21 protein-coding genes, 1 tRNA gene and 1 pseudogene are annotated in these 26,188 nt (G+C 48.0%); 14 read left to right on the top strand and 9 right to left on the bottom strand.

From position 1 onward, the window contains the following. Nucleotides 1–12 precede the first annotated feature (12 nt). A complete protein-coding gene (locus FA92_RS00975; RefSeq protein ID WP_033781724.1) occupies nucleotides 13–1,515 on the bottom strand; it encodes a helicase HerA-like C-terminal domain-containing protein in 1,503 nt (500 codons plus the stop codon). Between the two features lie 121 nt (nucleotides 1,516–1,636). Continuing rightward, the gene (locus FA92_RS00980) at nucleotides 1,637–3,214 is read right to left on the bottom strand and encodes an ABC transporter substrate-binding protein (protein ID WP_033781725.1); all 1,578 of its coding nucleotides are present in this window, start codon (nucleotides 3,212–3,214) and stop codon (nucleotides 1,637–1,639) included. 688 nt (nucleotides 3,215–3,902) lie between these two features. Here FA92_RS00980 and FA92_RS00985 point away from each other — a divergent pair. The 3 genes from FA92_RS00985 to FA92_RS00995 are packed head-to-tail and all read left to right on the top strand — an operon-like array spanning nucleotide 3,903 to nucleotide 7,698. Beyond that, the gene (locus tag FA92_RS00985; RefSeq protein WP_033781726.1) at nucleotides 3,903–4,631 is read left to right on the top strand and encodes a gluconate 2-dehydrogenase subunit 3 family protein; all 729 of its coding nucleotides are present in this window, start codon (nucleotides 3,903–3,905) and stop codon (nucleotides 4,629–4,631) included. A gap of 30 nt (nucleotides 4,632–4,661) precedes the next feature. Further along, nucleotides 4,662–6,431, top strand: a complete 1,770-nt coding sequence (locus FA92_RS00990) for a GMC family oxidoreductase (protein WP_033781727.1) — start codon at nucleotides 4,662–4,664, stop codon at nucleotides 6,429–6,431. Nucleotides 6,432–6,435: 4 nt separating this feature from the next. Further along, nucleotides 6,436–7,698, top strand: a complete 1,263-nt coding sequence (locus FA92_RS00995; protein WP_033781728.1) for a cytochrome c — start codon at nucleotides 6,436–6,438, stop codon at nucleotides 7,696–7,698. A 43-nt stretch (nucleotides 7,699–7,741) separates the two neighbouring features. Here the strand turns inward: FA92_RS00995 and FA92_RS01000 are convergent, their stop codons facing one another. The 3 genes from FA92_RS01000 to FA92_RS01010 all read right to left on the bottom strand — a co-directional run bounded on the left by FA92_RS01000 (nucleotide 7,742) and on the right by FA92_RS01010 (nucleotide 9,701). Beyond that, the gene (locus FA92_RS01000) at nucleotides 7,742–8,410 is read right to left on the bottom strand and encodes a MarC family NAAT transporter (RefSeq protein ID WP_033781729.1); all 669 of its coding nucleotides are present in this window, start codon (nucleotides 8,408–8,410) and stop codon (nucleotides 7,742–7,744) included. Between the two features lie 15 nt (nucleotides 8,411–8,425). Next, nucleotides 8,426–9,061 (bottom strand): hypothetical protein, encoded by a 636-nt coding sequence (locus FA92_RS01005; RefSeq protein WP_013359965.1) that lies wholly within the window; start codon nucleotides 9,059–9,061, stop codon nucleotides 8,426–8,428. Nucleotides 9,062–9,191: 130 nt separating this feature from the next. After that, a complete protein-coding gene (locus tag FA92_RS01010; protein WP_013359966.1) occupies nucleotides 9,192–9,701 on the bottom strand; it encodes a DUF2501 domain-containing protein in 510 nt (169 codons plus the stop codon). A 520-nt stretch (nucleotides 9,702–10,221) separates the two neighbouring features. Here FA92_RS01010 and FA92_RS01015 point away from each other — a divergent pair. From FA92_RS01015 to FA92_RS01035, 5 genes are all read left to right on the top strand, one after another. Then, complete coding sequence (locus tag FA92_RS01015) at nucleotides 10,222–10,623, top strand: DUF2382 domain-containing protein (protein WP_033781730.1); 402 nt, start codon at nucleotides 10,222–10,224, stop codon at nucleotides 10,621–10,623. 16 nt (nucleotides 10,624–10,639) lie between these two features. Then, nucleotides 10,640–11,623, top strand: coding sequence for a YsnF/AvaK domain-containing protein (locus tag FA92_RS01020; RefSeq protein WP_033781732.1), 984 nt, complete (start codon nucleotides 10,640–10,642; stop codon nucleotides 11,621–11,623). Nucleotides 11,624–11,838: 215 nt separating this feature from the next. Beyond that, complete coding sequence (locus tag FA92_RS01025) at nucleotides 11,839–12,870, top strand: DUF1176 domain-containing protein (protein WP_033781733.1); 1,032 nt, start codon at nucleotides 11,839–11,841, stop codon at nucleotides 12,868–12,870. A 211-nt stretch (nucleotides 12,871–13,081) separates the two neighbouring features. Continuing rightward, nucleotides 13,082–13,166: transfer RNA gene (locus FA92_RS01030), tRNA-Leu, on the top strand. Nucleotides 13,167–13,539: 373 nt separating this feature from the next. Beyond that, nucleotides 13,540–15,867, top strand: a complete 2,328-nt coding sequence (locus FA92_RS01035) for a DUF262 domain-containing HNH endonuclease family protein (protein ID WP_033781735.1) — start codon at nucleotides 13,540–13,542, stop codon at nucleotides 15,865–15,867. A gap of 29 nt (nucleotides 15,868–15,896) precedes the next feature. Here FA92_RS01035 and FA92_RS01040 read toward each other — a convergent pair whose 3' ends face one another. From FA92_RS01040 to FA92_RS01050, 3 genes are read right to left on the bottom strand one after another with little or no spacing between them, the layout of a single operon-like run. Beyond that, nucleotides 15,897–16,733, bottom strand: a complete 837-nt coding sequence (locus tag FA92_RS01040; RefSeq protein WP_033781737.1) for a phosphoadenosine phosphosulfate reductase family protein — start codon at nucleotides 16,731–16,733, stop codon at nucleotides 15,897–15,899. 2 nt (nucleotides 16,734–16,735) lie between these two features. After that, nucleotides 16,736–20,035: an ATP-binding protein gene (locus FA92_RS01045; protein WP_239780510.1), complete on the bottom strand. Its 3,300-nt coding sequence runs from the start codon at nucleotides 20,033–20,035 to the stop codon at nucleotides 16,736–16,738. Beyond that, nucleotides 20,032–20,982 carry a DUF4007 family protein gene (locus FA92_RS01050; protein ID WP_051926432.1) on the bottom strand — a complete coding sequence of 317 codons (951 nt, stop codon included), beginning with the start codon at nucleotides 20,980–20,982 and terminating at the stop codon, nucleotides 20,032–20,034. Before FA92_RS01050 ends, FA92_RS01045 begins: the two co-directional genes overlap by 4 nt. Nucleotides 20,983–22,027: 1,045 nt before the next feature. On the opposite strand from FA92_RS01050, the pseudogene FA92_RS01055 reads away from it, so the two are divergent. From FA92_RS01055 to FA92_RS01080, 6 genes and pseudogenes are all read left to right on the top strand, one after another. After that, nucleotides 22,028–22,728 (top strand): annotated as a pseudogene (locus FA92_RS01055) (hypothetical protein). Next, nucleotides 22,725–23,150 (top strand): hypothetical protein, encoded by a 426-nt coding sequence (locus FA92_RS01060; RefSeq protein ID WP_033781739.1) that lies wholly within the window; start codon nucleotides 22,725–22,727, stop codon nucleotides 23,148–23,150. The pseudogene FA92_RS01055 and the gene FA92_RS01060 overlap by 4 nt, the downstream one beginning before the upstream one ends. Before the next feature lie 18 nt (nucleotides 23,151–23,168). Beyond that, nucleotides 23,169–23,471, top strand: a complete 303-nt coding sequence (locus tag FA92_RS01065; protein ID WP_033781741.1) for a contact-dependent growth inhibition system immunity protein — start codon at nucleotides 23,169–23,171, stop codon at nucleotides 23,469–23,471. Between the two features lie 73 nt (nucleotides 23,472–23,544). Next, a complete protein-coding gene (locus FA92_RS01070) occupies nucleotides 23,545–24,363 on the top strand; it encodes a CDP-diacylglycerol diphosphatase (protein WP_197061478.1) in 819 nt (272 codons plus the stop codon). Nucleotides 24,364–24,666: 303 nt separating this feature from the next. Then, a complete protein-coding gene (locus tag FA92_RS01075; RefSeq protein WP_033781742.1) occupies nucleotides 24,667–24,915 on the top strand; it encodes a ribbon-helix-helix domain-containing protein in 249 nt (82 codons plus the stop codon). Nucleotides 24,916–24,918: 3 nt separating this feature from the next. After that, nucleotides 24,919–25,194, top strand: coding sequence for a type II toxin-antitoxin system RelE/ParE family toxin (locus FA92_RS01080; RefSeq protein WP_033781743.1), 276 nt, complete (start codon nucleotides 24,919–24,921; stop codon nucleotides 25,192–25,194). 129 nt (nucleotides 25,195–25,323) lie between these two features. On the opposite strand, the gene FA92_RS01085 is transcribed toward FA92_RS01080, so the two are convergent. Then, on the bottom strand, nucleotides 25,324–26,184 hold the full coding sequence (locus tag FA92_RS01085; RefSeq protein ID WP_033781745.1) for a ketose-bisphosphate aldolase: 861 nt from the start codon (nucleotides 26,182–26,184) through the stop codon (nucleotides 25,324–25,326). Nucleotides 26,185–26,188: the final 4 nt, after the last annotated feature.

Consider the following 26,188-nt stretch of genomic DNA (forward strand, 5'->3'; position numbering starts at 1 on the left):
AGAGAGCGCGGTTCATCGGCGACGGCCACCCAGCAGGCTGCCGAGCACCCCACGGATGATCTGACTGGTGATCTGACGGGTGGCACTTTTCGCCATGGTCTGGACCACGCCATCGTGTTTGCCGCCGCGCGGGCCGGTATGACCAAACAGGATCTCTTTCAGACCACCGAGAATGCCATTATCGACCGCGACAGCATCGCCTTCGGCCGGGGGTGCACTCGCCTCATCGCTGGCGGCCTGAAAGCCTTTTTGCAGCTTTTCAAACGCCGATTCGCGATCGATTTCGGTGTCATATTTGCCATAAAGCGGCGAATGGTTGATCAGGCCGTTACGCTCATCGCCGGTGACCGGACCCATGCGCGAGCCTGGCGCAATGACCATGGCGCGTTCTACTACCGACGGGCTGCCTTTGGCATCCAGGAAAGAGATAAGTGCTTCGCCGGTGCCCAGCGCCTGAATCGCTTCCACGCTGTCAAACGCCGGATTGGCGCGCAGCGTATCGGCGGCCGTTTTCACCGCTTTCTGATCTTTAGGGGTGAACGCACGCAGGGCGTGCTGGACGCGGTTGCCAAGCTGTCCCAGCACCCGGTCGGGAATATCTGCCGGGTTCTGGGTGACGAACCAGACGCCGACGCCTTTGGAACGGATCAGCCGCATCACCTGCTCGATTTTCTCCAGCAGCACGGCTGGCGCGTCGGTAAACAGCAGGTGCGCCTCATCAAAGAAGAAGACCAGCTTTGGCTGATCGAGATCGCCCGCTTCCGGCAGATGTTCGTAAAGCTCCGACAGCAGCCACAGCAGACTGGTGGCGTAGAGTTTTGGCATCTGGTAGAGCTTTTCTGCGGAGAGGATGTTGATGACGCCTTTGCCGTTGCTGTCGACGCGCATCCAGTCGGCGATATCCAGCATCGGCTCACCAAAGAAGTGTTCCGCACCCTGTTGCTCCAGCGTCAGTAATCCGCGCTGAATCGCGCCGACCGAGGCGCTGTTGATATTGCCGTAGTGGGTCTGGAAGTTTTTGGCGTTGTCACCGATGTATTGCGTCATGGCGCGCAGATCTTTGAAGTCCAGCAGCAGCAGGCCCTGGTCATCGGCGATGCGGAAAATAATCTGCAGCACGCCGCTCTGGACTTCATTGAGGTTCAGCAGCCGCGCCAGCAGTAATGGACCTAGATCGGAGACGGTGGCGCGCACCGGATGGCCTTTCTCGCCAAAGATATCCCACAGCACCACCGGATTGCTCTGCGGCTGCCAGTCGGTGACGCCGATTTTCGCCAGCCTCTCCTGCAGCTTTTCGCTGGATTGGCCCGCCATCGCCACACCGGTTAAATCACCTTTGACGTCAGCCATAAAGACCGGTACGCCACTCGCAGAGAACGATTCGGCCAGCTTCTGCAGCGTGACGGTTTTACCGGTGCCGGTCGCGCCGGTGATGAGGCCGTGGCGGTTAGCCATTTGCGGTAACAGATGAAGTTCGACGTCTGGCGTACGGGCAATCAGTAGCGGGGAAGTCATAGTTTTCCACTCTCAGTCAAAGGATTATGCCTGAAGGATAGCAAGCGGAGCATAGACAGGAGGAGAACAATTCGTCAAAAACGCGGCCGCTGCCCATAGAGCAGCGGCCTGAAACGCGGGATTACTTCTGCACCTCTTCGAAATTGAGCAGGCTGACGCCGATGCCCTGTTGCAGGTGACTGAGGTTGCTGCGCACTGCCACCTGGGTCGCGCCCTGTAACAGTACGATAAATGGCGAATCCTGCTGGATGCGGGTTTGCAGCCCGGTATAAAGACTACGGCGTTTAGCCGCATCGCTCTCTCCGGCGGCGGTGCGGGTCTGCGCACTCAGCTCCGGAATGGTCCAGCCGACACGCCATGCCAGGGTTTTGCCGCCGCCTGGCACGTTAGAAGCAAAGGTGCTGGCATTGGTGTTAGGGTCGATATAGTCCGCGCCCCAGTAAGTGAAGATTGCCTGGAAGTCGCGGCTACGCATTTTGCTCCACAGCTCCGATTCTGCCACCGGCTGGATATCGAGTTGCACATCCGCTTTGGCAAAACTCGCCTGTAGCGCCTGCGCCACATCAATGTAAGGCGGCTGGTTCACCACCGTCAGCGCGATGTGGGTGCCCGGTTTGATGCCGCCTTTCTGCAGGATTTCCTGTGCCTTTTTCAGATCGTAATGGAACGGCGTGGTGTTCAGTGCACCATCGAAGCCATCCGGCAGGAAGCTCTGATGGATGCGGTACTGAGCTTTCAGCAGCTGATTTGCCAGGCTGTCATAGTCCACCAGCCAGCGAGCCGCCTGCCACAGCGCCGGATTCTTCAGCGCCGGTTGCTGCGGGTTTTGGGTGTTCAGGCCGATGTAATAAATCAGGCTGGACGGGAAGGCGTCGACCCGCACATTCGCCACATTTTTCAGCGCGGCAATCTGATCCGGACCGAGCTGATAGGCGACGTCCACATCACCCTGCTGAATCAGCAGTCGGCGGCTGCCGGCATCGGCTACGCCCTTGAGCAATACCCGCTTCAGATGCGGCTTCTGCGTGCTGTAAGGGTTAGCTTCCAGCACCAGCGCCTGCAGCGGGACAAACTGTTTGATGGCATATGCTGCGCTGCCAGCCGAATGCGTTTTCAGCCAGGCATTGCCGTAATCATTGTTGCTGACGTGTTCCTGCGCCAGTTTACTGTCAACGATGGAGGCGACCGGTGCGGTCAGCAGGCGCAGCGCCAGATCGTTGCCGATCTCAGCGGGCCAGCGCAGCTCAAGCTGGTGGTCGTTGATCACGGTGAACTGCTGATCGATATTTTCGGGCTTCCAGCCAAACTCCCCCAGGATAAAAGAGGGCGCTTTGTTGAGTTTTACCGCACGGGTTAAGGAGAAGACCACATCCTGGGCGGTCAGTGGATGACCGCTGGCGAAATGGGCCTGCGGATTGAGGTCAAACACCAGGCTGTGCGGCGTTTTTCCGGCCTGCCAGCGTGTGGCGGCGAGTGGCGAGAGCTGCTGCGGGTTCTGATGATTCGGCTCCAGCAGCGTCTGGTAGATATTGCGCAGGCTGCTGTTGCTGACGGTTTCAAAACTCTCCGCCGGATCGAAACTGATGATGCCATCGAGTGGCACGGCGACCACCAGCGTGTCGGCAGGCGTCGCGGCCTGTGCCGGATGAATCAGTGCCAGAGTAGTCAATAAAGAGAGTGAGAGTAGCGTTTTGCGCATCGAGAGTTATCCTGAGTCGTTGATCGCTCTACTCTATCGGGCACTGGATAATCTCAAAATGCCGGTTTGTTATGAGCTTTGCACAATTACATGCTTAGTTATTCAGGCAAAAAGACAAATTAAGATAATGTCCGTCAGTAATTATTTCAGCGTCATTTTAAAGCAGGCGGAATAAAACAGGATTTATTCGGGCGATCACAATTTGCGCACTGTCTGATTGTATGACCATCAAAGTCACTATAGTGTTAACGATGAGAATGATTCTCTGGTATGGAAGTATGATATTTTTTTATCGGTTATTCTGCGTGATGATGACAGGGAGAAAATAATATCCGTCGCTCCTGCGTTAAAAAGGCTAAATACCCGATGTTTATGCGGTTTTAGACGCAATTTCCGCGCTGTAAATCTTTTACCTATCCGCAACCCTTCCGCAACACCATGATAAACTTTCACTGCGACACATTTTAAATTCAATTTTTACATTCAGACATAGTTATATCCCTAATATTGCCAGGTTATTAACCGATATGTTCCGTTAGTCACCGAACCATAATTCTACCTGCCTTCGCTGTTCTGCCGTTGTCTGTGCTGTGTGCGTTCATCCCTGCGGGGAGTTTCCTGCCTGCACCAGGCCTTTCAGCGTCATAACACCGTAAGCGGGTATTTAGCAGATGAGAGTCGTGCGGATATGCTTTTAGAAAAACCCACCACCAGGCGTAAATTTTTGCTCGGTTCACTGCTGGCGTTGCCATTAAGTGAGCTGGTCCTGAAAGGCATGACTGCGGCACAGGCTGCAGAGATGGCCGCCCCCGAGTTAGCCGATTACAAACCGATCTTTTTTAGTGCCGATGAGTGGCAGTTTATTCTGGCTGCCACCGACCGCCTGATTCCGGCGGGCGGCAAAGGCAAAGCGCCAGGCGCGCTGGAAACTAACGTGCCGATCTTTATCGATCAGCAGCTGCACAGCGAAGCGTTTGGCAGCGAAATCTATATGCAGGGACCTTTCAACACGAAAGCACCCGCCACGATGGGTTATCAGATCCCGTTCCGTCCCCAGCAGATGTATCAGACCGGTATCCGGCTGATCAATCAGTGGTCGCAGACTACGCATCAGAAAGCGTTTCATGCGCTGACGCTGGAAGAGAAAGATGCGGTGCTGACCCAGGTCAACAAAAACGAGATCGACTTTGCCGCGCTGGGCGAAGCCGATCTGAAGCCTTCCCAGTTCTTCAGCCAGCTGCTTTCCGATACCAAGCATGGCTACCTGGCCGACCCGATGTACGGCGGTAATAAAGGCATGAAAGCCTGGATCGCCATCGGCTTCCCGGGCGCGCGTGCCAGCTTCACCGAATGGGTGAAACAGCATAACGTTCCTTATCCACTCGGCCCGGTCAGCATCAAAGGTGAACGCGCATAAGCGCTTCCACATCAGGTAAACAGGATTATCATGGCACAGGTTACTAAAAAAGAAGTCGACGTCGTGGTCTGCGGCCTCGGCTGGGCAGGCTCGCTGATGAGCATCGAGCTGGCACTGGCAGGTCTGGACGTGCGCGCCCTGGAGCGCGGCGGCGATCGCGATTATGACGAATTCGCCTACCCGAAACCGGCGGATGAATATGCCTACGCGGTGCGCAACAAAGTGTTTGCGACACCCGCCGAAGTGGCGGTCACCGTGCGCTACAACAGCAGCCAGACGGCATTGCCAACCCGTAAATGGGGCGCGTTCGCACCGGGTACCGGCGTGGGCGGTTCCGGCCTGCACTGGACGGCAGTACTGATTCGTCCGACGCCGACCGATATCAAACTCAAGAGCTATGTCGACGAGGCTTACAAGCCCGGCATTCTGCAGGACGATATGCGGGTGATGGACTTCCCGTTCAGCTGGGAAGAGATCGAGCCCTATTACTACAAATTCGAACTGATTTGCGGCCAGTCGGGCAACACCGGCAACCTGCGCGGCAAAATCCTGGAAGGCGGCGATCCGTTTGAAGGCCCGCGCTCTGAGCCTTATCCGCTGCCCGCGCTGGATGACACGCTGAACAACGTGATGTTCAAAGAGGTAGCGACGAAGCTCGGTTACCACCCGTTCCCGAACCCGTCAGCCTGTGTGTCGCGTGCGTGGAAAAACCCGTACGGCAACCAGATCGCACCGTGTAACTATTGCGGCTACTGCAGTAAATATCCGTGCCTGAACTACTCCAAAGCGTCGCCGCAGACCGCGGTGATGGATTCGCTGAAGCGGATGCCGAACTTCTCCTATGAAGTGAACGCGGAAGTGATCAAAGTCGTGCTGAACGATGATAAGAAAACCGCCAAAGGCGTGATCTATATCGATGCACAGGGCAACGAGTGCTTCCAGCCAGCGAAAATCGTGGTGCTGAGCAGCTTCCAGCTCTACAACGTGCGTCTGATGCTGCTTTCCGGCATCGGCAAGCCTTACAACCCGATTACCGAAGAGGGCGTGGTCGGCCGTAACTACGCGTTCCTGTCGAACGGCGGCGCAACGCTGTTCTTCAAAGATAAAAACTTCAATCCGTATGCGACTGCGGGCGCGACCGGCCAGATGTTTAACGATATCTCGCCAGGCAACTTCGACGGTCCTTCACTCGGCTTCCTGGGCGGCGCGAAGATCCACAGCTCGCAGGCAACCGGCACGCCGATCAGCACCGCGCTGCCAAAAGGCACGCCGACCTGGGGCATGGGCTACAAGGAAGGTCTGGAAGAGTGGTACGGCCATTCGATGAAGATCAGCATCACCACCACCTGCCAGTCTTATCGCGACATCTATCTGGATCTCGATCCGAACTACAACGATCACCGTGGCCTGCCACTGCTGCGTATGACGTTTAACTGGAAAGAGAATGAGCTGAAGCTTCAGCAGCATCTGAAAGGCATCGTCGGCAACATCGCCAAAGAGCTGAACCCCGACAGCATGAGCATGAGCTTCCTGCCGATGGGCGCGGACTTCGATATCACCAAGTATGTCTCTACCCATAACGTGGGCGGTGCAGTGATGGGCGATAACCCGAAAACCTCGGCGCTGAATAAGTATCTGCAGAGCTGGGATGTGCATAACGTCTTTGTGCCCGGCGGCAACGCTTTCCCGCAGAACTTCCAGGCGAACCCGACCGATACCATCGGTGCGATTACCCTGATGGCGGCGCAGGCGATTAAAGATCACTACCTGAAAAATCCCGGCCCACTGGTACAGGCATAAGCGCATGAATAAGCTAAAACTGAAGTCTTTTATTTTTGCCAACGCGGTGCTGCTGGCCAGCGGATTTGCGCTGCCGGTTCACGCCGAAGATGAAGCGCAACTGATTAAGCAGGGCGAGTATCTCTCGCGGCTGGGCGACTGTATGGCGTGCCACTCGCTGCCCGGCAAACCGGCCTATTCGGGTGGTCTGGCGATTGAGTCGAACCTCGGCACCATCTTCTCGACCAACATCACGCCGGATAAGCAGCACGGTATCGGCAACTACAGCGAGCAGCAGTTCTCTGACGCGGTGCGCAAGGGCGTTTTACCGGACGGATCGCATCTCTATCCGGCGATGCCATATCCTGACTACGCCAAAATCAGCGATGCCGATATGCACGCGCTCTACGTCTACTTTATGAAAGGCGTGCAGCCGAGTGCCGAACAGCCACCCGAAACCGATCTGAGCTTCCCGTTCAGCCAGCGCTGGGGCATGCGGTTCTGGAACTGGGCGTTCACGTCCGATAAGCCGTTCCAGCCGATTGGTGGTGCATCAGCCGAAGTTAACCGCGGTGCCTATATCGTGGAGAGTCTGGGTCACTGCGGCAGCTGCCATACGCCGCGCGGTCTGGGCATGAACGAGAAAGCGCTGGATAGCGGTGACGATAAATTCCTGGCGGGCGGCAGCCTGAACAACTGGGATGTGCCGTCACTGCGTGGCCTGCCACACTGGAGCGAGCAGGAAATCATCGATTACCTGCAGACCGGCCGTAACGATAAAGCGGCAGTCGGCGGCGAGATGACCTCGGTGGTTGAGCACAGTAGCTCACACATGACCGATGCCGATCTCAAAGCTATCGCGGCCTACCTGAAGTTCCTGGGCGGCAATCCGCCATTGCAGGCCTTCAACGTGCAGGCGCAGCAGGCAACGGAAGCGAAACTCACCGCCGCGAAGAACCTCAGCGAAGGCGAGCGTCTCTATCTGGATAACTGCGGTGCCTGTCACTTCGTGACCGGCAAAGGCGCACCCGGGATCTTCCCGGAGCTGGATGGCGCAACTATCGTCAATGCGAAGGATCCAACCGGCCTGATCCACACCATTCTGGCCGGCGCGCAGCAGCCTTCTACCGAGAAAGCGCCGTCTAAACTGGCGATGCCGGGCTTTGCCCAGCGGCTGAATGATGATGAAGTCGCGCAGCTGGCGACCTTTATTCGTCAGGGCTGGAGCAACACCGCGCCTGCGGTGAGCAAAGATGAGGTTGCTGAAGTACGTAAAACGCTGAAGTAATCGCGCTTTCCCCTCTGCCTGTCCGGAGAGGGGAAAACCCGGATTAATGGAAGGTGCGTACCACTTCCAGCACGCCGTTAATGATGAACTGCACGCCCATACAGACCAGCAAAAATCCCATCAGGCGCGATATCGCCTCAATACCGCTTTTGCCCACCAGCTTCATGATGGCCCCCGAACTGCGCAGCGAGATCCACAGGATCAGGCTCACCAGCAGGAAAGTCAGTACCGGTGCCACGCTGATCACCCAGGCGGGAAAATCGACGCCGCTTCTTACCGTTGAGGCGGAAGAGATGATCATCGCAATGGTTCCCGGTCCCGCCGTGCTTGGCATCGCCAGCGGCACAAAGGCGATGTTCACCGGCTCTTTGGTTGCCTCCTGCTCATCCAGTTTTTGCTTCGCTTCTACCGAATGTCCCGCCGGCTTCGCCGGAAACAGCATCCGGAAGCCGATAAAGGCGACGATCAGACCGCCCGCCATGCGCAGACCTGGTATAGAGATACCGAAGGTGTTCAGCACCGCGCTGCCCGCGTACCACGCCACCATCATGATGGCGAAAACGTAGATGGAAGCCTGGCGCGCCTGGCGGTTGCGCTCCTGGAAGTTCATCTCACCTGCCAGACCTAAAAACAGCGCCACGGTGGTGAGCGGATTGGCGAGCGGCAGGATCACTACCAGCCCCAGGCCAATCGCTTTAATCAGCTCCAGCATGTCCGAACTCCCTGATTAGTGTTTCGGGCGCTCCAGCGCCTCTAACAGCTCCGGGAAGAAGTCCTGCAGGATTTCCGGCGTCATCAGTTCGGGATATTGCATCAGATGTTCGCGGATACGCTCATTGACGTCCGGCAGCAGGCGCTGGGCCGCAGCACTGGCGGTGATTTTGTGCTTCTTCATGGCGCGCAGCAGATCGCCTGGCAGCGTGTCTTCGTCATCGCCGTCATCGACCATCTCCAGCGCATCCAGCTCGTCGAACATCTCCATCAGCGCTTCGGTCTGCGGCGTGCGCGACTCATATTCACGCGGATGTTCATCTTCCAGGAAGCGCAGCATCGCGCGCATCGGCGTACCGTCTGGCGTGGATGGTGGCTCGGTAGCAAACCAGCTCAGCAGCTGATGCATAGTGACCTGATGGACGCGATAGCCGCTGTCGACCAGCTCATCGGCCAGCAACTCGGCGGTTTCGTTTTCAATCAGGCAGATGTGGGTGCGTTTAGGTTCGTACTGCTCCAGCCACTGGTAGATCTCTTCAATCACGCCATCGTCATACTCGAATTTTTTGCTGAGATAGCTGTCGTCCTGTTCATGAACGCAGGCCTGAATCTGATCGGGGTCGAAGTAAAGTGCGATGTTGATGCCTTTCATGCGTGCTGTCCTGTAGAAACCAAAACAACACTATAGCGCTCAACCCCAGGTTAAGGGAATGTCAGGCATCACAGCAAAGCGGGGTTTAACGCTCCCCTCTGAGAAGAGAGGGGAGAGAAGAGGAGAGGGATCAGGAGATAAAGTTTTTGCCCTGCTTCAGGACCACGTCACAGGCTTTGGTTTTCAGCTTCTCACCCATTGGCGAGTTGCTCAGGCTTTGCAGATTCAGCTGCTGGCCGTTCCCGGTATTCAGCAGGCCTGCCACGCCCTGGGTGTAGTCGGTTTTCTGCTCCTGCGCGGTAGTGGTGTTCAGACCGAGCTTGCTCAGCACCTGATCTTTCACCGACTGCACATTATTTTTCACCACGTTGTGTTCGACGCAATACTGCATTACACCGGCCGCATTGGTCATACTGTTGGCGCTGACCGCTTTGTCGCCGCCGCCCAGCATGCTGGTAATAGTAGAAAGCGACATGCCGCCATTCTGCTGCGTGGTGCTGGTGGTGCTGCCGTTGTTCTGCTGGCTGAGCTGCGATGCTGCACTGCTCAGCTGATCCTGCCAGCTTGCCGCTGATGCACTGCCTGCCACCAGAAGTGCCGCCATGCCCAACATCCATGCACTGCGTTGTGCCTGTTTCATCTTAACCTCAGTATCTGCGTATTCAGTTTTGCTAAGAGAGTCTGACGAGCAGAAAGTTCCTGAACTTCCTTCATAAATAACGCTTTGGGAATCTTCTGTAATAAAGGCGATTAAATATTCGGATGAGCACGGGTGTTATTATTTCGTGAGGTGATTCACCCTGGTGCGTTAATTAGCTATCCCACTGAAACATTCTTTAATATTCTCGCCACTTTTATCAGGAATTGTCCTGGTCTGAATTAAAATTTTCGCTTTTCTATAAGCAGTTTTATAAGTCTTTATGTCTGCAGTATTAATATTTACCTTCGCAATTACTTCTTCGCAAGTTTCAGTTTTATATGGGGTTTTTATTTTTAGCGTAGCGGTGATGAAAGAGATTTGGCGGGATTTTTCGTACCGTAATTAAATCGGGCCCGCAAAAAATTTTATTATCCCGCCTTGCGAAAATCGCGAGGGTGTTCATGATTAATCACTGTGTCAGGCAGTCGTGGCCGATATTTAAATTAACGGGAGAGTTATTATGGCTGGACAGCCAGAGCACAATAATAATGCAGAGGTCACGCTTAAACTCGCTGAAGAGCAAATAGCCCTGACGAAGCAAAAGATTGTGGATGGACATGTCCGCGTTACCCGTTCCACAACTGAGCATGACGAGGTCATCAGTACGCTGCTTAACCGGGAGAAGGTTGAGATTGAGCATGTAGCAAAAGCGCAGCCCGTTGAAACGATGCCCGAAATCAGGGAAGAGAACGGTGTACTGATTGTCCCGGTAGTAGAGGAAGAAATCCAAATCGTCAGAAAGCTGGTGCTTAAAGAGGAAATCCACATCCGAAAAGTGCAGGAGAATGTTCCTTTTCAGGAAGTGGTGACCCGACGTGAGCAGCAGGTGAACGTTGAGAGAGATGACGATCAAATCAGCTAACAGAGAGGAACCTATCATGGCACAGGAAAAAATCGTAACACTGTTCGATTCTGCAATTCAGGCAGAGGCCGCGAAAAGAAATCTCGTGAAAGCAGGCTTTTCTGATCGGGACATCAGTCTTATCAGTGGAGAACGTTTGCAGCAGGAAGGGCAGTCGATTCGCCATCCGAGCCTGTGGCAGCGTCTGTTTGGGCATGACGTCGATAAAGATGAGGCGGATGTATACACCCGGGCAATGGACAAGGGCGGCGTCGTGCTGACCATCCGCACCGAGGAAGAGAAGCTGGCCCGCGCCATGACGATTCTCCATTCTCATGACTCAGTGGATGTGCCGTCACGTATGCAAAGTTCAGTCGGGAACGGCACCACCGCGCCGGGCATCAACCCGACCGCAGGCAAGCAGTTTGCCGGTGAGACCAATGACCGCCCGGCTGAGCCATTACGCACCTCACTGACCGGTGATGAGAGCGAAGCAGATATTCTGCGTCTGGCCGAAGAGCAGGTGGAAGTGGGTAAACGCCTGGTCAGCGAAGGTTCGACTCGCGTACGACGCTATACCGTGACCGATACCGTCTCTGAAGATATCTCGCTGCATGAGCAGCACGCTGACATCTTCCGCCGCTCGGTGAGCGAACCCGCGCTGGCTGGTGAAGTGGACTGGTCCGAGAAAACCGTCGAAGTTGCCGAGACTCACGAACAGCCGGTGATTAACAAAACGACCCACGTGAAAGAAGAAGTGGTGGTGCGTAGAGACGGCAGCGATCGTACTGAGACCATTAATGACACGGTGCGTCGTCAGGAAGTGGACATCGACCATGCACGAGGTGGTCTGGAGAGCGAACTGCCGGGTACAACTGCAGGGGTGAAACCTGCCGCCGCTTCGCAGTCACCAGCAGCGCATAACCGCGACCACAAAGAGAGCCTGACTGAGAAAGTGAAGGACAAAGCTGGCGAAGTGAAAGATAAGGTAGAGCATAAGCTGCATGATCATTCGCATTGAGGCGCTTATCCTGACAACAACAGGCGCTGATGGGTATCGCTGATACCCGATGCTGAAGATGCAAGAAAGAGCCAACCGCGAGGTTGGCTCTTTTGCGTTGTGTGGAAGGGAGAAAAAACGGATAACGACGTCAAATTCTCTTCGATATAATCAGGCGCTACCTGTGCAGGCCGGACAGAAATAAAACCTGAGGGATTAAAGTGAACTGTAAACCGATGCTTTTCGTGCTGGCGGCGCTTTCCCTGCCGGCTCAGGCCGCCCAGAGCGGAAAAACGCTTGAGCATAAAGACTGGGAAGTTGTCTGTGATAACACTCGGACCTGCCGCATTGCGGGTTATGCCAAAGAAGAGGATCCCTCCGGCTCCATCCTGCTCACCCGTGCCGCTGGACCGGGAATGGAGACAGTGGGCGAAGTGACGCTGGGCGACACCGAAGATGACAGTGAACCGGCGGAAAAGCTGACGCTGTGGATCGATGGGAAATCCGCTGGCGATCTGGTGGCGGCTGATGACAACTGGCGAATGTCGGCCAGTCAGACCTCTGCGGTAATCAGCGCCGTGAAAGGCAGCGGTAAAGTCGAGTTCAAAGGCGGTACCAAGCCATTCCAGCTTTCCGGCGAAGGCGCGTATGCCGTGCTGCTGAAAGCGGACGACGTGCAGGGCCGTATCGGCACGCCAGGTGCGCTCACCAAAAAGGGCAATAAGCCGGAAAGCAGCGTGGTTAAAGCTGTGCCCGCACCGGTTATTCAGGCGGCTAAAACCCTCGGCGGCGAACCCCGTTTGCTGACCGCTTCGGAAAGCGACGCACTGAAAACCCGCCTGCTTGCAACAGTCAATCATAATGACGATGACACGTGCGATAGCCTGTATTCACCTGCAGAAAACAGCGATCCGGAAACCGACGGACTCACGCTTACACCACTGGATGACACACACGCATTGCTTTCGGCGCTCTGCTGGCGAGCCGCTTATAACGAAGGATATGGCTACTGGGTCATCGATAACCAGCTCAAAGGCAAGCCTGAGCTGGTGACCATTTCCGGGTCAGATTACGACAAGGGCGAGATCACCAGTGTGCAGAAAGGCCGCGGCATCGGTGACTGCATGAGCCAGGAAAGCTGGGTATGGGACGGCAAGGCCTTCCGCAAAAGCTATGACGGTGGGACTGGCATGTGCCGTTATATCCATGCGGGCGGCACCTGGGATCTGCCGACGCTGGTAACGGATGTGAAGGCTGTATCGGGTTAGAGCTTTTGTTATGCCAGTGAAACTTGATGGGTGACGTGAGTGCTTTGCAGCGGTCGATGGTGAGTGAAGAATTTCTGACAATGGTGTCATACAGTGTCCCTGAGAACCCAAAAGACGCTTTTTTCAGCAGTTGCACCTTCACCTGCGGATAAGGGTTGCGGAAACAGGGGGTAACGGTATAATCCTCAACGTTTTCCGCATACCCTTCAGTGCCGAAGTGGCGAAATCGGTAGACGCAGTTGATTCAAAATCAACCGCCGCGAGGCGTGCCGGTTCGATTCCGGCCTTCGGCACCAGATATGCAAATTAAAGTCGCTTAAGGGCGGCTTTTTTTGTGCCTTTTGTTTAAGGAGCACAAAGAACTTCATTTTTATCATTCAATCTGTTTTAACCCATTAATTTATCATATATAAGTGATTTAAAGGCTTTTATGTGATATTTCAATGTCAGAATTATTACTGGAGCGTAGTGGCAGAATTTAAAATTATTAAACATAATACTTTATGGTAAAAATTAGTCTAGTAATCATAAAAGCGCTATAAATCATATTGTAATTAATAAGATTTCATTTTAAGTCTGTTAATGTGTTGATTTGATTTACAACTAGTATGTATATTGTGCTATTATATTGATCTGCTAATAATAAACATATAAATTTCAAGGTGTTAAATGGAAATTAAAGACGTCTTTGGAGCCCAACCGAAAAGTGTTTGGGAGTATCTATGTGAGAATGGTCAAGGGTTGTATGTTCCTGCATATCAACGACAATACTCTTGGGATAAATCTAAGATCACTCGTCTTATAGAAGACATATGTCATGGATTTACGATGCTAACAAACAGAGAAGATGCAATAACTTTTTTAGGGACTATTATTGCAATACACGATACAAATCTCGTAACAGTTGATCCTATTGTTAAAGGTGATGTTCCATCTAGAGTGATGACAATTATTGATGGTCAGCAAAGATTAACTACGTTATTATTAGTTAATACAGTTCTACATGAAGAAATAAAAATCAGATCAATAAAACAAAGCACTAAAAATAGCGATGCCGATATATGGCTTTTTGAAGAATGCATGAAAGTAACGGGTAGGTTAGCAAAGACGTTTGAAGAAAATAAAGATTATGGAGATGGTGATTTTCAATTTTATCCACGAATGATAAGAGCATATGATGATTCTTGGTCTCGAAAAAAAGATAAGGCAAGCTATAAATCTGCTATTGGCCATTATTTACACATGTATGGAAAGTATGGAAGGGACGAAACTAAGAAAAATTTTAGATATGAAATTCCAGAAAGTGAATCAGATAATGGCAGTAAATATAAACCTTTATCAGAAGGTCGTAAAGTAGTTTATTCCCTAGTGAAAAATATTTGTCAATATGATAAAAAAGATAATTCTGAGTTAGAATTACCAGATATTGATACGATATTAGAAGAATTAAAGTTCCAGAATATTCTTCTCAAATCTGAGCTTCCTGAATTTGTCAAAGATAAACTTTCTTCTAAAGTTGATTCACAATTTGAAGAACTTACTCGCCTCATTTTATTCGCAAACTTTGTTCTCGATCGTGTAGCTATCACTATCGTTACTGCCAGAAATGAGGACTATGCTTTTGATATGTTTGAATCATTAAATACTACGGGGGAACCTTTAACTGCATTCGAAACATTCAAACCAAAAATAATTAATGTTGAAAAGCTTTGCGGTTATGAACGCTCAAAGTCTCATCAATATGTTCAAGTAATAGAAGATTATTTAGAAAGCACTGGTAAGTCTAATGAAAAACAAGAAGCAACCAGTAGATTAATAGTATCATTTGCTTTGGCAGAAAAAGGAGAAAAACTTTCTAAACGTCTAAGTGAACAAAGAAGATTTTTAAAGGATAATTTCGAAAAATTATCCGGCCTAGAACAACAACAAGAGTTTGTCAGACACCTTTCCCACGCAGCTTTATTTGTAAAATATTCTTGGCCTGACAATAAGTCGACCACAACAACCATCAATTCCGCCGAAGAAGCTGAAACAGATGAAGTAATATTATGTATAGATCTGCTGCGTAAATTCAATCACACAATAACTATAGGGCTATTAGTTCGATTCTATTCTGAAATTAGAAGAGCATCGGCAGAAAACAGGCTTCACGCTATCAATAGCTTCATTGAATCCGTAAAAGCTATCACTGCATTTTCAGTTCTATGGCGTTCATCACGTCGTACAACTGAAAACTTAGATGCTCATTACAGAAAGTTAATGGTTACTGGGTATCCTGAAGTTGGCTTAAAAGCTTTGGCAAGAGCAATTGATGAGCCAGACCCTGGATCTATATTAGATGTCAATCTATTGAAGAAGGCTTTTTTACAAATACTTGATGGAGAGGGCGATGTAGGAAATAAAGAAAAGTGGGTTAAAGCTGTATCAAAAATTCCTGCTTATTCAAATCAAAAGGAAATAACTCGTTTTATATTACTTGCTGCTGCTCATGATAGCGTTGAGGATAAAACTATACCGGGCCTAACTACAGCAGGAAGGGCGGGGGTCCTTCCAATGTTAGATATTAAGAATTGGAAAGGTGATCAGTCTCAAACTATTGAACATATTGCACCGCAGGAGAGGTCATCAGAAGGATGGTCTGAAAAAATCTATGAAGACCAAGAATTAATAGACCGTTTAGGGAATCTTACTCTATTACCTTCTCGAGAAAATTCGTCCCTAAAAAATGGTTCATGGGCACGAAAAAAATTATTTTATAAAATTCTTTCTGCAGATACAGCAGATGAACTTGAACCTTTAATCGCTCAAGCTGGGCAACAGGGTCTTTCACTCTCTCAATCTACTAGCGATCTACTAGCTGAATCAAGATATCTGCCGCTCGTTAAAGCTGTAGCTACAGTTGAAGGCGACTGGACGAATGACTTGATTGAAAAAAGAACTGTAAGAATAGCTGAATTAGCATGGGACCGCATTCACTCTTGGCTTGAAGTAAAATGAATTAGCCCCCTGTATCAGGGGGCTCACTTCTACTTATGACAAATATTACATGAGCCATTACCTTCATCATCCCCATATATATCGTCAATATCTTCAATTTCAATAGGGCGTAGTGGGTTTATTGGCTTTTTAGCCAATATACGAGCCTTTCTTTGCTCATAGTCATTAAAGATTTGAATGATCCTTTCAGGCATTTCAAGCTGGGAAAGTGATTCACCTTGGGTCCATGTAAAAGGAGAACCGTGTTCCATTGCATTTTTTTCATAGGCTTTCGCCTCCTCGAATGCATCAGGATGATATTGCTTCAATCGAGCCCATTCTATTTTTTGCTGAAAAAAACAAAATGTACAACCTGACCTACTTCTCCATTTATAATATTTAGGCCAACCAACACCTGAAGCTTCTAATATCTCCCCTACTGCAGCTTTATCAATGCCATTTTCTCTGAACGGAAGTGTGATTTTTAAATTTTTGTTTTTAGAAGAATATCCTTCACGATATTCTTCATCTGCTCGAATAGCTACATAGCTGTTAACTGTATCACCAGCTGCAAGCATTGGTTTAACCCAAAGCTCGAACGGTCTCAATTTTAACTGCCTTGTACACCATCTTGTCTGCGGTGAAGGCAGAAAGTTATTGTATTCTTTCAACCAAAAATCAAAATCTCTATCCGGGTTTAAATACTCAATTTTTTTACCAAGAAAACCTTCTAGTTTCCCTAGAAACTCATAGACTTCAGGGAGTTCTTTACCTGTATCAGTAAAGAAGTACTCAATATTCAGTTGAGGGTAATGCTGCCGCATATATATTGCTAATGCAGCACTATCCTTTCCTCCTGAAATACCTAAAACATGACGTTCAGCCATAATTAGTCATCCTCACTATTTATGATCGACAAACTTGCTTTAGCCAGTGCAGCAAGTAAAACACCTTTTTCTACACTATTAATTTTAAGTTGCTCAAGAAGCTTACTAGTAATGGCTTGTATTTTTTTCTCATCAGAAGATTTAATGTTATAAGAAGCTTGGACTGTTTGCTCTCCTTTTTTATCATAAATAAATGCGAAAGCCTCTCTTGTAGGTGTACGATTTTTTATAGCAGACAAAACCTCCATTTGTTTGAATTTTTGTGCCCACGTTGCAATTTCAAGAAGAGCTGTATCTATATCATTGTCAGACCATAATCTAGGTGGTTTATTAGCCGCAAGACTCAATATGCTTTCTACACTTTCATTATTATTATTAAGGTCTTTGAGTCGTGCAGAAAATGCATCGAATCTGAAATCACCCGATATACCAGAGACAACATTAGCTCGCAGCGTTAATTCGTCAAGATTGCCATTGGAAGCATCTAAAACTGTAAGTAGTTTACTGCGAATACTATGCAGCAACATGGAGTATGAATTTAAGAGCTCTTTTATAGGTGACTCTATTTTTGATAAAAGTTCATCTTCATTTTCAGAAGGAAATGTAAAAGGCAAATCAATAAATAGTAGTTTATTAGGATCTGATGCACGAAGGAGTAAATCTCTTAATTTCTTTGCATCATCGGATAATGTAGATGTACGTTTAGACCACTCAGAAAGGCTGTAAACCATTCCGACAAGAGCTCGGGCTATTTCAAGAGGTTCTGCTCCTGTTGAAGCTAAACCTAATCTATCGAACATTTCACTAAAGCCTATTAACATTTTGTTTTTATTTTTATCTATAAAAACCTTCTTAACGTGAAAACGCGAAGGATCTTGTAATAACTCATCAAGATCACTATCTGTTATTTTAGAAAGAAAATATTTATCTTTATATAGAGCCATTGTGTCTTTATTTGCCAAAATATGGACTAAAAATAAGACTGGATGGATACCTTTTTTTACACCAAATGGCGGCTTTTCCCATAACGAGAATAATTCGTCAACTGATATAAGCTTACTTTCCTCAGATAATATTTTGTCAGTAAATTTAAACAAAGGGGAAAGAATTGCTTTGTCAGCTTTAGCAGGGATATGCATCCCGTATTCGTTGTTGAAACTTACATGAATGCCGGGGATCGCAAGTAATGTCTCATGGAGCCCTCTTTCTGCTGGCCATCCCACTAAGCCTAAATTCTGCTCCTTTTCAGCATATAGCATTCTATGAAGCAAATCTTTTCTAGCTTTTACTGCATTGGGGGATAGGTTATTCCTATTGACAAGTTCGCTTTTTAAACAAGGCGTATTATAAAAAATCTCATCCGCAATTGTGGATGCAAGTGATGAATAATTATCAATGTTTTTCCATGAATCATCAATTAACCAAGAAGAGAAACGCAGTATCTCTTTAAGGTGTTCCTCAAGAGAGTTTTTTAAAATATTTGTTCTAGCAGTTAGTTCTCTTCTGGCAACGGAGTCTCCAACAATTTCATGATTATTATCTGCTATGTTGTAAAGTGCCATAAGCTCTAAACCGCATTCAATTATTTTCTCTGCCTGTAATGGCACGCCAGGGATTATGTTTTCAGGTATTTTACCTTTTAATTTTTTTAGTTCCTTTTTTAATAAATCACAGCTCAAACCTCTTTCAGGCATAAGAATACACAACTCACCGAATCTATCTGAAGAAACATTAAATTTATTTTTTATTTTTTTATTAAATTCTTCTAATGTACATATGGATATATCCATCCAGCGTAATGAGCCTGTATGGTGATAATGTTTTTTCGCAACTATCGGACGTATACCAGTTAAATTAGATAGCATATTAAAATCTAATGATGAAATATTTTTAATTTCATTCTTTAATGCTTCATCAATGTCAAAATCACTGCCCTCGAAAATTGACCAAGATTCAATATATTTTCGATAGATTATTATGCGTGATTTTTTTAATTCATTAACCGCTTTATCTATTTTTTCATGAAGGTCAACATTATAAAGACTGGTAAGAACATAGTTAGATGCAGGAAGTCCCGTATTATTTCTAAAGAAATCCAAGATAGCTATATTTTTGATGAGACTAATCTTGATTCTATCTGAGCTTGCTTCCACACGCTCAACTGCTTCAACGCATTGAGCCCACCGGTGTCCATCTGGTGAAGCAAGAATTGCTGGCTCTAAATTGGCACGTAAAAAATCCCAGTATTTCTCAGGAGTGTAGCTTTTAGCATCTTCTATGCTCGTTGATTTTAAAAAGTCTTGGAATGCATTAGGCTCCGATGAACTGATAAAACCAAATATACTTCTTTCATTTTGACCAAAATGTCGCCTTGAAGCTGGGCCTAAAATAACTGCCATCGCAGGATGTAATGGCCAGCAATTTTTCAGGGAGCATTCAATTTGTGAACTTATTGATGGGCGCTTTTTTTTAATTACTTCTGATATTATTTTTGCACTGCCATCATCTTTTAGCATTTCATAAGAATCATCAACTTTGATAGCTTTAGACAATAACTCTACAGTTTCATCACTTGATGAAATTAAGGGAATGTCAACATATCTTCCCTGAACTTTAGCCCAGTCGTTTTGAGCCTCACTTCCCAGCTTTGAAGAGTATTGCCTAAACGCTTGATGAAGAATACCAAAGACAATTATCTTACCGTTACTCCTCGATGCTGTTTCAGCCAGATCTTGGAGGAAATGAATGTCTTCACCATTTTGTGCTGAATGTTCCAGATACTTTCCCATTTCATCAATCATGATAATAAGACCATCATGATCGGCTGAAGTGCTATATTCCTTCAATTGTTCAATGAGTTTGTGACCTAATACTTCATTTTTTTCAAAAATTTCAAGTTGGGTTGTTTTTTTTAAACAATCATATAGTTCTTTTACAATGTTCGCACGTTTGCCTGTAATGGCTAAAATGCTCCATCCTTTGTCAATAGGAAAAGCCTTGTTGAATAGTGGGGTTATTTTTTTATCCAATCTTGAATAGGCTTTATCTCTAATTTTTTTGTCTTGCATTAATGCTGAAAGAAAAGTTATAGCCAGAGATGACTTTCCACTTCCATAAGGACCGGTTAATGTGAAAGCTCTTTGCTCTGTATTGATGACTTGATTTGCTATATTCTCGAATACAGTTTGCGCTGACTTATTGCAAATATAACCATCGAGTGAGTCATAACGTCCCAAGTCTGTATCAACTCGAACGGAGCGAAGATATTGTTGAGTAACCTTAACTTTTTCCAATAACATCATAAGTCACCATATGCCATAATAATCAAATCTTTCTTAAGTTTCTCAAGAATTTGCTCACTAACACGTGATACCACAACTTGCCTAACTCCAGATGAGTCTGACCATTTCAAAACTCCTCCGGTTCTTTCTTCAAGATTAATTAGTCTTTCTGCTACGGAATCTTCATCAAGTTTGAATGCTCTTCCAGGGGAAGATGGGCCATAAGCTATGGTTTCAAATGATAGTGTATTAGCTTCTGAATATAAGAATCTCCAAAACTCAATTAAAGTAAAGTCAAAAAAATAGTCACTAAGTGAGAATTTAGGTCCTCTTCTAAAGGAAAAAAGCCCTTTATTTTCTTCTTGTATTAAACCCAGCTCTGCCAATAATGGTTCTGCATTTTCTTCAACATTACTATCAGATTTAGGGCAATATGAACGGATACATGCTTCAATATCACGTTTTAATGTAGAATCTGATATTTTTATATTTTTTTCTGCTGCAAAGATCTTTAAACGTTCGGCCAGATTTTCTCTTGAAAAAGTTGGCGAAGTAATATTATTAAAAAGATACCACCATGTTGTAGAGCGGTGTTTTGTTTGATAAGCAGGCAGGCCTGCTAGACGCCAGTGTGCCAGCCAGATGGTAGTAGCATTTTCGCAATAAGGATCTAGCCCCTTGTCATCTAATATCAAGTCCCAAATTTTTGCTATTTCAAACGTTGCTTTATTAACATTAGATTCTTCTAAAAGGCCGCAAGCAAGTGCCCAATGTTTTATGGAAGAAACCATATTTTTACCTACACCAAAAATGCCTATTGATTCGTCTTCGGTAAAGACTCGCTTGTCAATAGAATTGTCATTTTTTTTCTGATCATAAGCTTTTTTTAACCACATTTGCTTCAGGGGGAAGGTTTCGTGTCCTGAAAAGTGAGCCACATAGTCTGGTTTTTCTAAAAGGTTTTCCATTTTCTTTCTTCAACTGGATGTTTTTACCAGTGAGCATAGCATGCCACTGGAGCTTATATCCAGTGACAAGCTGTAAATGGCTGTTCAAAAAAACAGTGTTTTGATTATGCTTATGATTTTAATGTGTTTTTTTAGATTTTGTGTGTCATTATTCTAAGGCTTTGGACAAAACTTCTGATGCGATATAAAGTTGAGGTAAGCTATGACATCAAATTCTAATATTTTTTTGATGAAAGTTATAAAATCAGTTGACTTTTACTTTGGCATATCCCTTGCCAAGAAGGCGTTCCTGATAGCCATCAACGTGTACTGATAATTTTTCTGAATTGGTTTTTTATTATGGTTTTCGATGGAATTGTTTTAAGTTAATTTAAATTTAAATTTTTGAGGTCATCTACCTTTTGATGTGCTTATATTATTTATTTAAGAAGCTTTTCACCTGTTTTAATATCCCATGATTTTCATATAATATCGCATTGAACAGGAGCAAAATGAAGTGGTATTATACACTAATGAATCATCGCGTTTAACTTGTCTTGTAACGTTTTATACTTGGAAAATAAGAGCCAGTAAATGGACATTTACTATGTGATTTTAGTTTTATATGAGGTGGGGAGCAGTAGCTAAATTTTCAACTAAAAAAGATACAAAAATCAGCAATTTTACTCAGCTTCCCCACCACCAACCCCTTTACCGATACAGCCCCGCTTTCCCCACCGAACTAAACAGCGCTATCTTCGCCATGACCACTCTACTGGCTGCCTCAATCGGTCGAACAAACAGAGCATTAGGCTCGAGTCTCCTGGCTTGATCTTCTGCTCCAGCACCACGAAAAAGGCTTTCTTCTAGTCGCTGGAGATAATGACTTTCCTTACGCCATAACGGATTGACTCCACGGCCCAGTATCTTTGTTGCCTGAACCGCCCTGCAGCAAATGTGGAGTATGAATCAATGGGAAGCAGGCTAATGAAATCAGCTTCTTGTCTGGACTGCCTGAAAAATCAGCTATACCATTCTCGGGCGAACTACATAAGGAGATGTAAGTATGAGCACAAGAAGAGAAATTAAGGATGGAGCATCATTTGACGTACTCGACAGAGGCATTGTCTATACCGAGGTGTTGGGCTGGATTGACATGGGCCATGCTCGTGGCAATGATGTTGCTGCCCTGAGGCGTCAATTCGTTGAGGGCGAGCGTAGCGGCAAGCCATCTTATTCAGTCATGTATCGGCAGGATAAGGCGTTTTTAAGTTCAAATCGCGGTTTGGCGTCGGGAAATTTTCTCACTGGGAAATCAAGCGAGGCCGGAGCACCGATGAGATAAACAGAATCATGCTGGCTATGATGATGAACACCGCATCCAGATTTGAAGGCCTGCAAAGTCTGCGGTCATTCTCATGGTATACAGATAGTGGCTTCAGTGGTGAGGATTTGGTGTCTGATCTGTTCGGGTTTTATCGGGCTATCATACCGGGTCGATATAGCTATCGTCTCAAGCCAGTCAGCTATGATTCAGCTGTTCGGCGCTGGGACTACTACGGGGCTATCGGCTCCCATAAAAATCATGGATTCCGCCCGATTCTTTTTCCTGACCCGGATGACAAATGCGTCCGACATCAGCCATATAAGCTAAATCTTCCGCATTTTATGACCTGGCTCAGGCCATGGAACGATTTCACTTCTGGAATCGTTAAGGTCGTTACCAATGATGGGACATCACTCTCATTCATAAGGACGAAGCAATGAAAAACCTGTTTAAGTGGCCCGCACTTGTGGCTGCCACCCTCCTTATTCTCATTGGCTTGTTTGTCTGGTTTGTTGCATCGGGCTCTGATGAGGCGACTGTTTATAAAGAAAATGATTTCTTTAACTACCACATGCTGACAGATCCGGATATTGAAAATGCCCCGCGTATAACGGACAACTACTACTTTGAATCGCATCCTGGTGACGGTTATTCCCCTTCAAATAGCATCGTATTTAAAGGAGCTTCCGATACTGCATCGCTGCGCACTTATCTCGAAAAGCTGGGATACGAGAAGCAAAAGCGTAGTCTGGGTGAGAAGGAGATATGGGCAAAGCCTGATCAGCTGGATGGGGATCTGTTTTATCTGTACGTTAACCCTACTACCCGTGAGATTGAGCTGACTAAGATTCTGAATAAATGAGGTTCCCTGGCTACAATTATGAAAAACATTAACATAGCCGGACTGGATAGTCTTATTGCCATCTATTTTGGACAGGATTATGACCTGTTCGGTAGTAGTGAAAGTGTTGATGCCCAAATCAACGCCTGGCTTGCTGATTCCACTCCTGCTTCCCGACATGGCTTGATTGGTGATATTGAGCAGTTTATTAGGGAATGTGAAAACCTGGATGAGGATTTCGAAAGCCGCTATGGCGCGGAATTTTCTACAGACTTATGGGAAACTACGCCTGCAGAATTCCTGAATCTTTTGAGGCAAAAGGTTAGTGTATCTCTATCTTAAGGCTAAATGCTGATTTGCCATTCGGATAAACGCTCCCCCGATATGAACCCTTGCTGAGGAGGTTGTACCTGCATTGAGCCGCCTGACCGGACGCAATCCACCGAACGGGAAATTATTGTGGCCATGCCGGTCTCTGCCGCTGGTCATCGCGCTGCTGCTCACAGGATGCGCCCGCTCTGACGCGCTGTGGACGGTCACGCATGACCTCTGCATGAATAACTATCACTATCGTCGCGATCCGGCACCCTGCCAGCAAATCTATCTGCCGCAGGACAGCACACAGGGCTACAGCATCATCCAGAATCCTCGCCATAAGCTGCACTTTATTCTGGTACCCACGGTGGCGATGTCCGGCATTGAGAGCATTACGCTGTCGCGTCCCGGACGTCCCGATTATTTCGGCGACGCCTGGTTAATGCGTTATCGTCTGATGGCGGCCTATGGTGCTGAAGTGCCTGAGGATCGTCTCGGCATGGCGCTGAATTCCGCTTATGGCCGCAGCCAGAATCAACTACATATTCATCTGACCTGCCTGCGGGAAGATGTCTATCGCCAGCTTCAGGCCGAGCGCCCCTTTATTCATAATGACTGGCGACCCTTGCCTGACCGTTTGCTGAACCACACCTACTATGCCCGTCGCGTTATGCAACCGACGGCGATGGGGATTTATCCTGTTTCCTCCGTGGCGCGCCATTTCCATCTGTCGCCGCCGCAGCTGGCAGAGTCTGGGGTGGCGCTTATCCCGACGACTTTCTCGGGAGAAAAAGGGTTTATCCTGCTAACCACCCGGCGCGGCTGGGATAAGGGTAACCGGGCGTCTGTTGAGTCGCTACTGGATAAACGCTGCGCTATTCTTTCAGCGCCGCCAGCTGACGTTTCAGCCGCGGAGTAACTAAACCTCATCCCCCGGAATCCTCTTCCGACCCAGCCACTCTGGTGTAATCAAACCCTCTGATAGCACGAACCTGCTGACGAAGACGATCGCCCGAGCATCGGTTTCGTAAACAATGAATCAGATTCGTATCTGCCGGTATAGTAAGGTCTTGTAGTGGTTTGTCAGACCCGTCAATAGGTGACTTTAGGGGCAAAACCAACCTCAGGATGCTGCCCATAAAATGCGATCCGATGTTTTTATAAACAAACGCATGCTAAACTTAATAGAAGTTATTAACTGTTATTAATCGAGGTGTTCCCTATGGGTTCTCTTACAAAACAGACCATTAGCGCACAGATACCTGTCGAGTTGGCTAATGCTTTAGAAAATCTGGCTGTTGAGCTGGATCGTTCTAAAAGCTGGCTCATCAAGGAAGCGTTGACCACTATGCTGGCTGAAAGGGAACGGCGTCATCAGAGCATTCAGGCTGGCCTTGCCGATGTGGATGCCGGGCGTGTAGTAAGTCACTCGGACCTTGTTGAATTTGGTAATCGTTTAAAGAAAAGCTGATAAATGGAAATTTACTGGACGCTTAAAGCTCAGGATGACCTGGAACGCATCTACCATTTTGCTCTTCAGTACAGCCGCCAGCATGCTAATGATGTCTTAGACCGCCTGATAACCGGCAGTGCTGGCCTTAAGGCGCACCCAGCAATCGGCATTAAGCAGGTTCGATATGAACCTCGGGAAGTTCGAAAGGTGATACTGGATGACTACGAGATTCACTACGAACTCCGTGATAACGCCATCTATATTGTGGATTTCTGGCATACAAAAGAAGAGCGATGAGCACGTTGATAGCTGTTGCCGACTCGCCTGAAACGTATTTTAAAGCTCATCTATTAAATCCAAAAAAGACACCGTTTCATCAGTGCCTTTCCCAATCTCAACTCGCAGCCCATCGACAACCAAAACCCCTTACCGATACAGCGCCGCTTTCCCCACCGAACTAAACAGCGCCATCTTCGCCGCGACCACTTCACTTGCCGCCTGCATCGGTTTAACAAACAGAGCATTAGGCTCGTGTCCGCCCTGTTTCAGCTCCTGTTCCAGCGCCACAAAGAACGCCTTCTTCATGTCGCTGGAGATATTGATTTTACCGACGCCATAGCGGATCGACTCTGCGACTTCGCTGTCTTTATTGCCCGAACCGCCATGCAGCACCAGCGGGATATCAACCACCTTACGGATCTGCTGCAGACGCTCGATATCCAGCTTCGGCTGCTTCCCTTTGGGGTAGAGACCATGCGAGGTGCCGATGGCGACCGCCAGCGTATCGGTGCCGGTCTCGCGGACAAAGGTCGCGGCCTGCTGTGGATCGGTATAGAGAATCTCGTTACTGCCGCCTTCGCCGCTGCCTTCTGCCACACCGATGGTGCCCAGCTCGGCTTCCACAGAGACATTAATCGTGTGCGCTATCTCGACAATCTTCTTCGTCAGCGCAATATTCTGCTCGAAAGGATGAGAGGAGGCATCAATCATCACCGAGGTAAAACCGGCGTAGATCGCCTTCATCACCTCTTCCAACGAGCGGCCATGGTCCAGATGGATCACCACCGGCACACGCGCCTGAATCGCCAGCGTCCGCAGATAGCCGATAAATTCCGGGCCGGTAAACGCCATCTCTTCAGGATGGATCTCCAGAATCAGCGGGGAATCCAGTCGCTCGGCAGTCTCAACCACCACGCGGCCAAACTCCGCACTGGCGATGTTAAACGCGCCCACACCAAACTGATGACGCTGGGCAACGCTGAGCAGATCTTTCATGTTGTAAAGCATAGGT

Origin of the sequence: Pantoea sp. 9140 (assembly GCF_000745295.1) — a bacterium.
Lineage (GTDB): Bacteria > Pseudomonadota > Gammaproteobacteria > Enterobacterales > Enterobacteriaceae > Pantoea > Pantoea vagans.